Here is a 13,562-nt window from a genome sequence, read left to right on the forward strand (position 1 = left end):
TATTCATTTTTCCAACCATTACTTTGGAAGAGTGTCATTTTATTCTTCTTTTCCTTCACGCAATGCTGTTTCCTTACTTGATTTTTTTTTTCTTTTTACTCTTTTCCGTTTTCGTTTTTGTTTTTGTTTTCGATTTCTTTTTCGTTTCCGTTTCCGTATTCGTTTTCTTTTCCGATTCCGCTTTGGTTTTCTTTTTCGTTTCCGTTTGCGTTTTCGTTTTCTTTTCCATTCCCGCTTTGGTTTTCTTTTTCGTTTCCATTTGCGTATTCGTTTTCTTTTCCGTTTCCGCTTTGGTTTTCTTTTTCGTTTCCGCTTTAGTTTTCGTTTTCGTTGCCGTTTCTGTTTTCACTGTATTAATAAGAGAATATAGTCTTTGTTGCTCAATAATTTGTTTATTGACATCAAATTTTTCTTCAATGACTTTCCTTGCTCTTTCCGTATAGCCGGTCCAAATATCTGGATTTTCTATAAAGAATTGTATGCCTTTCGCTAACTCCATTTCATTTTTTTCTGGAGCTAGGTATCCTGTTCTCTGGTGTTCAATTAATTCAGGGATTCCCGCGTGTCGAGTGGAAACGACAGGTAAACCGCTAGCCATTGCTTCTTTTAAGGCATTAGGAATACCTTCGATATCACCATTTTTAGCTGTCTGACTTGCTAGACAGAAGATATGGGCTTTTTTCAATTCGTCCGAAACTTGTTTTGAATCCATAGCTCCTCTAAGAATCACAACATCTTTAAGGTTATATTCTGCAATGGTGGATTTAATTCGTTTCTCATCTTCACCTGCTCCAATAATATGCAGTCTAGCATTTGGATATTGTGTATAAATACGTTTAAATGCTTTTATAAGAGTAACAAATCCTTTTTTGTCTACAAGTCTACCTACCGATAAAACTCTTATTTCGCCTATTGTAGGAAGAGTGCGGTTAGAATAAGGGAAAAGATCTAATTCGATACCACCATATAATACATGCATATTCTTAGCCGGAATTCCTAACCTTCTTAATCCTTCTGCAAGATATTGGCATACAGGGTAATAGTGTGCACCATGTTTATTTAATGCTGAATATCGCTTAGCATTTTTTTCGAAAATTTCCGGTCTGTCCGAACCATCTCGTCCTCTAATGCTAACAATCAAAGGAATATTATATTTTTCACATACAGGCAAAATCTCTTGTCCGTGTGAGCCGTGATGAGCATGAATGGCTATGATATCTTGTTCTTCGAAGAACTTTTTTAGATCTTTAATTTTGTTTATATTATAGTAGTTTTCAAAGGGGAATTCTGTACGGTCGGCATTGTCGAATGGGCCGATTACGATTGTGCGATAGTTAGTTATTTTTACGATTTGATTATATATAAAACGTTGGTGTGTTTTAATGTTTTCACTTACAAAATAAGCAATGGTTTTCATCTCACCTCAGTCCCTTTAATAAGAAATTTTCTCTTTTCCCGTTCTGCAATTTGTTTCACTTGCTTGTGATATTCAGGAGGGGACATAGAATCGGCTTTATAAATGTCTTTATATGGTAGGCCTTCAGAACAGTTTTCAAACAGAGGATTTAATTTGAATAGAGGATCTTTTGTAGAATTTCGTTTAAGGGATGTCATGAGAAAATCTGACAAATTATACTCATTAAGAACTTCCAATGGGGTTTTCATATTTTCAGGATTCAAATTACTTTCTCCTTTTTAATGACTTACAAAATTTTTAATTTATCTTTTTTCACTAGCATTATTCGTCCATATACCCATTCTTTGGTATTTTACATATTAAACTTTTAATTTATTGACAACACCTTATTTTTCCTTATTTATTGTACTTTTTGTACCAATTTACAAAATGGGCTAAACCTTCTTCTATTGTTGTTGAAGGATGGAACCCCACATCAGCATGCAAATCGGCAATATCTGCATATGTCTCCTTAACATCTCCCGGTTGCATTGGTAAGAATTCTACTTTTGCCTTTTTGCCAATTAGTTTTTCTAATGTGTTAATGAAATCCATTAATTTTATAGGTTTATTGTTACCAATATTATAAATTTTGTATGGGGCATAGCTTGAACTTGAATCAGGGTTAGCTCTGTCCCATCCAATAGTATGAATCGGTGGTTTATCAAGTAACCGGACAATTCCTTCAACTATATCATCAATATAAGTGAAGTCTCTTCTCATATCTCCATTATTAAAAACCTTTATTGTATTCTCTTCGATAATATTTTTAGTAAAAGAGTAATAAGCCATATCAGGTCTCCCCCATGGACCATACACCGTAAAGAAACGGAGTCCTGTGGTTGGAATATTATATAAATGACTATAAGTATGAGCCATTAATTCATTAGACTTTTTAGTGGCAGCGTATAAACTTACTGGATGATCCACTGGGTCTTTGGTTGAAAAGGGGATATTAGTATTTGCTCCATATACAGAACTAGAGGATGCATAAATTAAGTGCTTTACGTTATTGTGTCGACAAACCTCCAAGATATTGACAAACCCAACGAGGTTGGAATTAACATAAGAATCCGGATTTTCTATGCTATAACGTACTCCAGCCTGGGCTGCTAAGTTAATGACTATATCAATGGTTTTGTCTTTGAATAATTGATTTAATTTATCTTTATTTGACAAATCCAATTTGTGGAATTCAAAATCAGGGTTTACTTCTAATATCTTAAGTCGATTGTTTTTTAAAATAACATCATAATAATCATTAATATTGTCTACTCCAATAACCTTGTTATCTAGGGCTAACAAACGTTTTGTTAAATGGAAACCAATGAACCCTGCTGCCCCTGTTACTAAAATGTTCATAGCATTAATTCCAACCCTTTCTATTACATTAGGATTCTGACACCTTTTTCGGAACACTGACTACATTATTTATACAGTGATACTTTCGATTCTTTACACCAACAGAACAGAATTCATGACGGATAAAAAGAGGAAATAAACTCAAAATTCTCATTGGAGAGAGACTTACGTTTTATTCGTAAACCACCAATTCATGCTATCTTTTTCGCTTTAAGCCTCATGAGTTATTCACTCTTATACCCGCTGTGAACTAGCACTTACGTATGTGAGTTAATGCTAAAACCATCTTGGAAACCGGTGAATGCGAAATCATCATCGGTTTTTTATATGCTCGTTTACGGTTAGATAACTATGACTATACTAGGGTATTTTCATTTTCATCTAATGGGATTGGTGTTTTTATCCATTCAGCATACGTACCGGGATCTAACGCCTTCACTTGTTCTAAAAAAGCATCTAAAAAATTTCTTTCTCGCAGGTCTTTAAATAACTCGAGAGGTCTTTTTTGTTCACGTGAAAAAGAGTACACATGGTCGACTAATTTAAAACCATTCTTGGTTACAATAATATGTCGTAATGGGGCATCAATTTGTTTGAAACCTGATTTTTCCATTGTTTTTAAAATATAGAGTAATCGTTTTGTGATGTCCTCAGAAAGTACAGATTGTTTTTTAAGAAACGTATTTAAATCTGGTCCTAATAGATATTCCATTAAAATATAATTGGGTCCTGTTTCAAAGACTTTCGGGATAAAGGGCAAGTCTTGACTTGATAAAAGGACCATTTTTTCCTGATTTGCATGTTCAGTTTTTCCGTAAAGTTTAACGCATGTCTCTTCAGACACTCGATAAACAGCACCTTGATGCCCTTTTCCAATGAGGGTTTGTGTTATGGCGCTATCCACTTTCACTCCATTACCTGACACTCCTGAGTGGACTGGAATGTTTCTAAAATCCAAACTATTTTGATTGAAATAATCCTCCCACTCATTGAAGGTGTCCGGTTCAAGCTTTTTCACTTGATCTAGGAACGAGTCCTTTAAAAGGATTATTTTTAAATCTCTTAATAATTTTAATGGTACAGGGTGTATCCTTTTAAAGGAATTTACATGGTCAATCACCTTAAGTTCCTCATTACCAACGACAAAAATATGGCGTAGGGGGGCATCTATCATGGTGAACTTTACTTGTTTTAATTCCTTTAATATATAGAGAAGTTTCTTTACTATAGAATCAGGGATATACGTACAATTTCTCAGATATTCTTTTAAGGTCGGTGCATTAAAATATTCCATGACTATATAGTTTGGTCCTGTTTCATATACCAAAGGCATAAAGGGTAGATGTTTTCCAGCTGCAAGAGCTTCTTCCTCCATTTTCGCTTGTACTGGGTCTGAATAGATTTTTACACATTTATCTTCTGAAAGTTGAAAAACTGCACCTTGAGCACCCATTCCAATCAGCGAATAGCTAGTTGGATTGTGAATTTCCAAAGATTTTTCACCTTTGGTAACAGTAATGGTTTTAAAGTCCTCCATGATCTCCTCCTAACTGCTCATCTATGGCCTGCTGTTGAAACTTTTGAAGTTTATATAGGGCTTTTTTGACTTTTTCGGCTTTATGAGCCTTTTTTTCTTTTTTACGAGAAGCTATTTTTTCATCATGATCCTTAGCTCTCTGTTGAACTTTAGCTTTTATTTCATTTTTATTAGATGCTACCAGTTCATCTTTGACTTTATCTTTAGTCTGCTGTTGAAGCTGTGGAACCTGTTTAAGTTGTTGAAGTTGTTGAAGCTGTGGAAACCCTTGAAGCCCTTGAAGCTGTTGTAGCTGTTGCATATAAATAAGGGCTTTTTTGGCTAATTCGGCTTTTTTCCTAGGCGCTATCCTTTCGCCATCATACTTACCTTGCTTTTGAGGCTGTGGAGTCTCCTTATGGACTTTTTTATCTATTTGGCGCGGTGTTATTAAATATCGTTTACCTACTTTATAAGGGGCTACAAGTTCATCATAAAATTCAGCTTGTTGTTGAAGTTGTTGGGCGAGGTTAAATTTTTGTTCTACTTTTTGACGAGCCGCTACAGTATATGTTTCCCATATCTCTCTGTTAGATAGCATAAATTCAAGAGCTTCTGCCAGTTCATCTACATTGTTTTCTTGTACTAAAACCCCTTCTTTGTTATTTGTTATTAATTCAGGGATACCGGCATGATTGGTCGAAATCACTGGTACTCCAATCGCCATAGCTTCTTTTAATGTATTAGGTATACCTTCTACATCTCCATCGGCAGCTTCTAAGCTAGCGGCGCAAAATATATCTGCATTGGTCATTTGTTCTCGAACTTGATCTTTAGGGAGATGGTTTAATAGGCGAAAAGAGTCTCCTAAATTAAGTTGATTTGCCAATGAAATGAGATATTCTTCAAGCCCCCCTCTACCGATAATCGTCAAGGTTGCATTTGGAAATTTACCTCTGATTTTTTGGAAAGCTTGCATTAAGATGTGATGTCCTTTTTTTTCCACCAACCTACCGATGGATAGAATATTTTGAGAATCCCCTTTATGTGGTGCCCGGTATTTGAATTCGTTAAGGTCAACGCCCCCATATAACACTCTAATTTTTTCTGAAGGACAACCCCAAGCAATTAACCTTTCTGCTAAATACTGACAAACTGGAAAAAAAAGCTCCCCTCGATCAAATAGAATTTTCATGTTATCTAGATAGCCAATGGGCTGATTAGCCAGGGTTGCATCCCTGCCTCTAATACTTGTTACCAACGGAAGGTTTGTTTCCTCTTTAAAAGGAAGTAATAACATCCCTAATTGGCCATGATGAGCATGTAATAGGGAGATATTATTTCTTTTGACATATTCTTTTGGTGAGAAAACTTCATTGAGATAATGAACCTTCTCATTTAAAAGGGAAAGATCTATCATATACTTAGGTTGTCGTACCATATGAATATAATCATAATCAGGAACTTCTCGAATCTGTGAGATATATTGGGTCGGATCAACTCTTAAATTCAAATGCATAACTGTGTGCAAATAAATGATCTCCTTTCATGCATAGTAAGCAAATTTCCTGGACCTTTTCAAGTATATTATGCAGGACTCTCTAGGTACGCATGGACTAATAACATACAGTAAAGCTAAATGGCAGAGAGTATGCGTTTGTCTAATACAAAGGGGGTTTTAAGTAGGTGCCATGACACAAGATCATTTACAAACAATTAAAATAAAAACAACATGTTATAGTTGATGTTAATCTGAGGTATTAATCGTCGATGATGATTTTTCTTCTATATAAGGAATATAAAAAAGCACCCAAGATACGATCAAAGGTGCTGCATTGCCAGTTAGAACCTAATATACGTTTTCAACATGTCTGAGGTAAAGAAGTGTTAGAAAATTTTTTTCGCTTTATGTCATTCCAATAACAATTGCTGGTCTTCCTATTGGGTAATATTCAATTTTCTTGCACGCTCTGATTCGATCTTCTTCAAGACAATTTCTACCGTCAAAAACGATTGGCCGTCTCATTGTTGTCATCAATGTTTTCAAATCTAAAAGTCTAAACTCTTTCCATTCGGTAACAATGAATACAGCATCCGCATTCACTGCCGCTTCGCGGACTGTGCTTGCAAACCTGATTGTATCCCCTAATATGTTCTTCGCATTATCCACTGCAACCGGATCATAAGCTACCACTTCTGCTCCAAGTTTGGTTAATGAACGCGCAATTTTGATTGATGGAGCTTCCCTCATGTCGTCTGTCTCTGGCTTGAAAGCGAGACCAAGCATTGCAACTTTTTTCCCTTTTAAATCTCCTAAGCGATTTATCGCTTTGGTTACAAGGAGTTCCTGCTGAAAATCATTGATCGCTACTGTTTCTTTTAACAGGGAAAAATGTACACCATTTAAATTGGCAGTATGAAGCAACGCTTTAACATCCTTTGGAAAACAAGATCCTCCATAACCAATGCCAGGCTGTAAAAAAGCTTCTCCGATCCTTTTATCTTTTCCCATTCCCTTTGCTACATCTTTAACATCTGCACCCACTACTCCGCATAAATTGGCAACTTCATTGATAAAGCTAATCTTGGTCGCCAAAAAGGCATTAGATGCGTACTTAATCATTTCCGCACTTCGAATGCTTGTTAGTATAAATGGTACATTTAATGGACGATACATTTCTTGTACTTTCTTAGCAGCCTCATCATTTTCAGAACCGATTATGATTCGATCTGCTTGCATCGTATCCATGACGGCAGACCCTTGTCTTAAAAATTCAGGATTTGATACCATATTAAAGGTGACACTTTCGTTACGATGTTCTTCAATGATGCTTTTAATAAAATCATTCGTACCAACAGGCACAGTACTCTTTATAACGACTACTGAACTCTGTACCAGGTTCGCAGCAATATCCTTCGCAGCCTGCACAATATAAGATAAATCTGCTCCCCCATCATCCATTTGCGGTGTTCCTACGGCAATGATGATAATCTCGGCACCATTTAGCGCTTCTCGATGAGAAGTAGTAAATAGCAGTCTACCCGCTGCAGCATTTTGAATTAGCAAATTCTCCAGACCGGGTTCATATATTGGAGAAATCCCTTGACGTAGGCTTTTAATTTTCTGTTCATCAGTATCGATACAAATGACATTATGACCTATTTCTGACAAACAAACACCAGTGGACAGCCCGACATAACCTGTACCCAAAACAGCTATTTTCATATTATTCATGCTCTCTCTTTATTATTTGGAGGTTTTCTTTCTTATTTACATCCCTTAAATAGGAAAGTACCTCGTCTCTTATATCATCCCTGCGCAAAGCAAAGTCTATTGTTGCCTTAATGAATCCAACTTTATCACCAATATCATATCGGTTTCCCTCAAAGTTATATGCTAATACGGCCTGCTGCTTATTTAACTCATTAATGGCATCAGTAAGTTGTAATTCATTACCATGTCCAACCGGAAGCTTGGAAAGCGTTTCAAAAATCTCGGGTCTAAAAACATAACGCCCCCATTATCGCATATCTGGAAGGCGCCTCTTCCCTTTTCGGTTTTTCCACCAAAGAATCTATATGAAAAAGGTTTGGCTCAATCATTGTCCCTTTTGGCTTAATAATTCCATATTTACTGACATCCTTTTCCGGAACATTCTGAACAGCTACGACGGAACTGTTGCAATACTCAAAAACACTGATGATTTGTTTCAGACAGGGTGTTTTAGACATAACGATGTCATCCCCTAACAAAACGGCAAAAGGTTCATTTCCAATGAAGCTTTTAGCACAGAGAATTGCATGTCCTAGCCCCATCGGTTCCTTTTGGCGGACATAATAGATATTTGCCAAGCTGGATATTTTCTGAACTTCCTCTAAAATATCGAGCTGATTTTTTCTTAAAAGTGCATCTTCCAACTCATAGGATTTATCAAAATGATCCTCTATTGATCTTTTTCCTCTACCGATTATGATAATTATTTCCTCTATGCCCGAAGCTACTGCTTCTTCAACAATATATTGAATCGTTGGTTTATCAACAATCGGCAGCATTTCCTTAGCCTGAGCTTTTGTAGCAGGCAAAAATCGGGTCCCTAGACCTGCGGCCGGAATAATGGCCTTTCGAATTTTCATAAGCTGCCTCCCTTTTGTCATTCATTAATCCTTTATATGCAATAGGACAACTTACGGTCTAGTTAGTAGCCCAATTCGTCCATTTTTATTTAACAGGGACCAGTAGGCTATATATGGAAGAATTCCAATCTGGCTGTGGCCGGGCGTAGCAGCCTGTCGGTTAATGCCCTATAAAAACTCCATTACACTTTTTATGTAATGGCGTTTGAAATGATCGATATACGGTTTGGATAAACAAACCACTGGGAGCTTTTTGCGGTACAGCAGCCTTAACGATTTCCTTTTCTCTTTCTTTGAAAAATGCCAGCTATCAGAAATGAGAGCAACAAATTCTTAGATTAATATAATGGGTATCGAAGGACCAGTTTTTAATGACAAATCCTTTCCGTTCCACTTTAAATCAAAATATATGATGGACTGTATTCATGATTTTGAGGGGGGGATTTTCAAATGAAAAGGGAGATTTTTTTAACCTCCTCCATTTTTAATAAGAGTACGATCCATGTTGAATGGATATAGTTAAGGAATTTTATTAACTACTCTTAAACTCTTATCATCCTTGTAAAGGTAATGCATCACTATTACTTTCTCCGTACATGAAGAGCAAAACTTGGCATATTGGATACATTTCTAATGAATCATTCCACTCTAATTGCAACCTTCGGCTAGTTCCCAGTGGGCGCCATCGACACAAGGTATCGATTTCTGCGAATACGCCCTACACCCACAACTTCGATAACTTTGAAGTTGGTTTCTATATCTTTTGAAGAGTCTCAAATAATTTGGAATGCGCATTTTCCGGAATGGAGTGGGAAATACTGTGAAACCGGCTTTCGATGGAACTAGTTTTCAATAAAGAAGAAGAGGCTTTAACAGCCTCTTCTTCTTTATTGAGTTTCATCTTCATTTTTACTGCTATTTGCTATAAACATCGCAATTTGCGCCTTTTTTTCTACATCTAAATCAAGTGTATCGATTATGCTAAAAGGTGATTTTAATAAGAGGGGTTGTGGTTGTGGTTGTGCAATCTTCGTAATTTCTTGTAAGATTTTATCTGAAGTTTGATCTTGTTGTTTAATTAACTGATTCTGAAGTTGAATCTGAAGCTGCTTCTGTTGTTCTTCTTGGTGTTGGAGTTGGTCTTGAATTTTTTCTAGTGGTTGTGAACGCTTCGATATTTCATGTAAGACTTTATCTAAATGCTCATCTTGTTGTTTAGATAATTTATCCTGAAGTTGAACCTGAAGTTCCTTCTGTTGTTTTTCTTGGTGTTGGAGTTTGTCTTGAATTTTTTCCAGTGGTTGTGCAATCTTCGTTATTTCTTGTAAGATTTTATTTAAAGTCTCATTTTGTTGTTTAATTAACTGATTCTGAAGTTCCACCTGAAGTTCCTTCTGTTGTTTTTCTTGGAGTTGGAGTTGGAGTTGAATGTTTTCTAATATATGGTTATATTTCTTCCTATTGTCTTCCTTGTGATTATCTGTTTGATCATTTTTACCCATTAGGTTCCCACCCTTTTCACAATTTATTGGTTATGGAGGCACATTTGAATTACATATTGTGTAGTTGGAAAAATCGTCTTCTCAATTGACATTGGATTCACCTTTTATGTTTCTAGTAAATCGCTTTCGCTGCAGAATCAGTTTAAGGACAATCGGAGATAGTTATTTCACCATTTCCTAGTGTTGTTGTCGACATGAATGTGTTGCCATTGTCGTTCCGATTATAATTACAGCAATGCACTTGTTATTTATTGTATCGGGACAACAATTGATCCACCGTAATCAATCAAGTTATTAGTTGGTTTCTCCTTAAAACACCTGAAGCCTTCTAACTCAGCATTAATGCTGAAGCGCGGTATGAATAATGAAAGCCCAAAAAATGGTCCAGTCGAAGCAGTCTTAATCGAAATGGTTAGTGTCCAATTTAGGGATGTTTGAAAGTGATTCACCTCTTTTTAGTTTAGGAAACCATACATGTGGTTTCCGATTTTCTTATTTGCATAGACAGAGATCTTTATAGATAAACAACTATCACCATTCTTTCTATAGTTATTCAACAAGCCTTTGAATGACTGAGCGTTTGTCATGTGTAGACGTTAAACATATATCATCTTCCAAAAAAAATTCAAAAAAACCACTTAAAATCGTTATCTGGTTGTAAAAATGATTTTACGAACATTGTAATTTGTCCTTATAACAGCCGAACATGCACTTTTGCGAACGGGAGAAATAATGCTTTTCTGCCCATTTCGCAAAATTTTATAGTCTGGGATAATTCCAAACTAAAAAGCCGAACCTTTACGTTAAGGGTTCGACTTTCCTCTTTTAAGTTTCCCTGCTTGTACGACATAATTGGATTTGCAGGAAATCATAATGGATTTTTTGCGATATTGGCCTGCTTAACATCTTTTAGCACCACTTTCGCATATTCTCATTTATATCGCATTGAAGTCGATATTTTTCTGCCATTCTTCATACGATTCAGGATCGATTTTCTTTGCTTGTTTAAGGAATGTATCCAATAACCCCAACTTCTTTAGATCACGAAACATCTTTGGATTATATGGATCATTCATTGTGAGCCCGTCTGAATGATCGATTGCTTTCAGTACATTTCCCTTTGTTACAACAAAATGTCCGATTGAAGTCTTGATTCTAATAAATCCAACTCTCTTCAGTTCCTTTCGAATCATTATGATTTGTTCTGTAATCGATTCGGGAATATCTTGCTTCCCTTTCAAATAATCTTTTAGATTAGGACCTTTTAAATATTCCATAATTACATAGTTTGGTCCGACTTCATATAACCTCGGAACAATATGGGTATCCTTCGCTGCTTCAAGCGCTTTCCCCTCTTTATTTGCTGCATTGGGATTGACATAAATTTTTACGCAAATATCTTCATCAAGCTGAAAAACTGCACCTTGACTTCCTGCCCCAATTAGTTTTAATGTGGTTGGATTATGAATAAGAAGTTCCTTTTTACCGTTCTTTTCTATTCTTTCAACCCTTATTAATTTAAAATCATTCATCTAATCTACCACCACTTTTCTGCTTATTAATAACCATAATATCTATACTATGTAATCATCTAATAATTGCTTTAGGGTAATAACACTTTTCCGCAAAATTAAGTCATACCTTCTTTTACTGAGTTCTTAAGTACGAGATATTAGCAATTGATGCTTAATTCTCTTAAGGAAAGCTTTTCCTAGCTTTTCTTCAGTGTCTTATGCTCATACACATACATTTAAGAACTTTACAAAAAACAAACAAATATATGTGCTTGTCCGTTTCGAATCTTTTCCATTTTGCATTTACTATAAAAGTGGATTAACCAGAAAAGATCAGAAAGGAGACTTTAGATGGGATACATTGAAGATTTACGTGCTCTCGTTGGAACCAGAGCTTTGATACTTACTGGGGTCACCGTTTTGGTTATCGATCAGAACAGCCGTTTTCTGATGGTACAATCCGAAAAGATGTGGAAATTGCCGGGCGGCTTCATCGAATTAGGAGAATCTGCGGAAGAGGCATGCAGACGTGAAATTTTGGAGGAAACAGGAATTAACATCGGCAACCTTCAATTAATCGGCGTTTTTTCAGGGAAGGACTATTTTACGAAGCTGCCTAATGGTGATCAATACTTTTCAGTCAACATTGCTTACGTTACCGAAGAAATACTCAGCGGAGATTTAAAACCAGATGATATAGAAATACAAAAAGTACAATTTTTTAAGTGGTCCGCTTTTCCGAAAGATCTTTCTGAACGAGATCGACAAATATTTCAAAGTTTTATCGAAAATTTGATTTTAGAGAGAAGAAAGGGATTGAAATAGTGAAGACAATCGCTTTTTATATTAGAGAACCTATAAAAATCAATCAAGGATTTATGTACAATCAGATCATTATGCTGGATCAATATCGTCCTATTGTTATAGGACCTTACCCAAATTGCGACAATGTTCAATATCAGTTTGAACACTATTATAATTTGAACGACATTCAAGACCTTGGAGACTTCTTTAAGGAGCAAAATGTCGTCGCGATTCACGCTCATCAGGGGAAACATTCCATCGATATATTACCAGCAGCTACAGAGTATGATATTCCTTTGGTTGTACATTTTCGAGGACGTGATTCTTCCACTCAAACATATAAGAGATTTCGCAAAAATGTCCTCCGATATCAAAATTTAGTAAAACATGGAGCTGCTTGTTTTCCAGTTTGCCACTTTCTTGCAGATGAATTAAAAAAATTAGGATTTAAAGAAGATAAAATACATGTACTATATGGGGGGCTGGATTTAGATTTATATCCATTTGTCCAACGTTCCCTACCTAATGAAGGAGAAATCCGAATCTTGTCCGTAGCCAGACTTGTCGAGAAAAAGGGATTCCTTACACTTTTGAAGGCTTTTCAACGGATTCATCAGGAATACCCAAGAACGACACTGCACATCATTGGGACAGGTGAAGATGAAGAGAAGTTAAGAATTTTCATTGATGAAAATCAATTAAACGAACGCGTTTTTCTTAGAGGACCAATGGATTCAAACCAAATTTCTAACGAATTAAGAGATTCCCACCTCTTTTGCCTTGCTAGTGAAACAGGTGAGGATGGCGATGTAGAAGGGGTTCCAAATGCATTAAAAGAAGCCATGGCAAGTGGTTTACCAGTCATCTCCACCTTTCACGGTGGGATTCCGGAATTGATTGAGCATAAAAAAACAGGTTACCTTGTTCCTGAGAAAGATGATTTAAAATTGGCTCAAGGTCTAAAATATTTCCTGAGTCATCCAAGAGTATGGAAGAGATATACCAGAAGTGCAAGACAGGTAATTGATGAAAATTTCGATTTGAATAAACAAATCATCGAACAACAAAGGCTATACAGCTTAATAGAAAAAAACAACGAAATTAATTAACCATGGGTCAGTCCAAAATAACCTGTTGAGCTCGTAAATACATTAATTTGTGGAAAAGTACATGTCATTCTTTTTAGCAATGGTAAAAAGTTTGTAATTAAATGAATGGCACTGGAAATAAAAGAACCAATAATAGTAGTAATTGAGTATGTGTGCAATAAATTA

General features: G+C 35.9%; 10 protein-coding genes and 1 pseudogene. 2 read left to right on the forward strand and 9 right to left on the reverse strand.

The genetic code is table 11. The annotated features are described in order from the left end of the window. Window positions 1-73 precede the first annotated feature (73 nt). The 9 genes and pseudogenes from MKX49_RS11375 to MKX49_RS11415 all read right to left on the reverse strand — a co-directional run bounded on the left by MKX49_RS11375 (window position 74) and on the right by MKX49_RS11415 (window position 11,502). On the reverse strand, window positions 74-1,417 hold the full coding sequence (locus MKX49_RS11375) for a glycosyltransferase (protein WP_340876525.1): 1,344 nt from the start codon (window positions 1,415-1,417) through the stop codon (window positions 74-76). Beyond that, the gene (locus MKX49_RS11380; RefSeq protein ID WP_340876526.1) at window positions 1,414-1,680 is read right to left on the reverse strand and encodes a hypothetical protein; all 267 of its coding nucleotides are present in this window, start codon (window positions 1,678-1,680) and stop codon (window positions 1,414-1,416) included. The genes MKX49_RS11375 and MKX49_RS11380 overlap by 4 nt, the downstream gene beginning before the upstream one ends. Before the next feature lie 133 nt (window positions 1,681-1,813). Beyond that, the gene (locus MKX49_RS11385; RefSeq protein WP_340876527.1) at window positions 1,814-2,818 is read right to left on the reverse strand and encodes an NAD-dependent epimerase; all 1,005 of its coding nucleotides are present in this window, start codon (window positions 2,816-2,818) and stop codon (window positions 1,814-1,816) included. A 355-nt stretch (window positions 2,819-3,173) separates the two neighbouring features. Continuing rightward, the gene (locus MKX49_RS11390) at window positions 3,174-4,355 is read right to left on the reverse strand and encodes a hypothetical protein (protein WP_340876528.1); all 1,182 of its coding nucleotides are present in this window, start codon (window positions 4,353-4,355) and stop codon (window positions 3,174-3,176) included. After that, window positions 4,342-5,865 (reverse strand): glycosyltransferase, encoded by a 1,524-nt coding sequence (locus MKX49_RS11395; protein WP_340876529.1) that lies wholly within the window; start codon window positions 5,863-5,865, stop codon window positions 4,342-4,344. Before MKX49_RS11395 ends, MKX49_RS11390 begins: the two co-directional genes overlap by 14 nt. 375 nt (window positions 5,866-6,240) lie before the next feature. Then, entirely contained in the window at window positions 6,241-7,560 is a 1,320-nt protein-coding gene (locus MKX49_RS11400) for a UDP-glucose dehydrogenase family protein (protein WP_323597401.1), read from the reverse strand. 1 nt (window position 7,561) lies between these two features. Next, window positions 7,562-8,468 (reverse strand): annotated as a pseudogene (galU, locus tag MKX49_RS11405) (UTP--glucose-1-phosphate uridylyltransferase GalU). A gap of 887 nt (window positions 8,469-9,355) precedes the next feature. Continuing rightward, window positions 9,356-9,970: a hypothetical protein gene (locus MKX49_RS11410; RefSeq protein WP_340876530.1), complete on the reverse strand. Its 615-nt coding sequence runs from the start codon at window positions 9,968-9,970 to the stop codon at window positions 9,356-9,358. Window positions 9,971-10,905: 935 nt separating this feature from the next. Next, entirely contained in the window at window positions 10,906-11,502 is a 597-nt protein-coding gene (locus tag MKX49_RS11415) for a hypothetical protein (RefSeq protein ID WP_082196405.1), read from the reverse strand. Between the two features lie 333 nt (window positions 11,503-11,835). Between MKX49_RS11415 and MKX49_RS11420 the strand changes: the two genes are divergently transcribed. Both MKX49_RS11420 and MKX49_RS11425 read left to right on the forward strand, forming a co-directional pair. Next, on the forward strand, window positions 11,836-12,309 hold the full coding sequence (locus tag MKX49_RS11420; RefSeq protein WP_063593631.1) for an NUDIX hydrolase: 474 nt from the start codon (window positions 11,836-11,838) through the stop codon (window positions 12,307-12,309). Continuing rightward, on the forward strand, window positions 12,309-13,397 hold the full coding sequence (locus MKX49_RS11425) for a glycosyltransferase (RefSeq protein ID WP_323596998.1): 1,089 nt from the start codon (window positions 12,309-12,311) through the stop codon (window positions 13,395-13,397). The genes MKX49_RS11420 and MKX49_RS11425 overlap by 1 nt, the downstream gene beginning before the upstream one ends. Window positions 13,398-13,562 lie beyond the last annotated feature (165 nt).

It is taken from the genome of Peribacillus sp. FSL M8-0224, assembly GCF_038003055.1.
Lineage (GTDB): Bacteria > Bacillota > Bacilli > Bacillales > DSM-1321 > Peribacillus > Peribacillus frigoritolerans.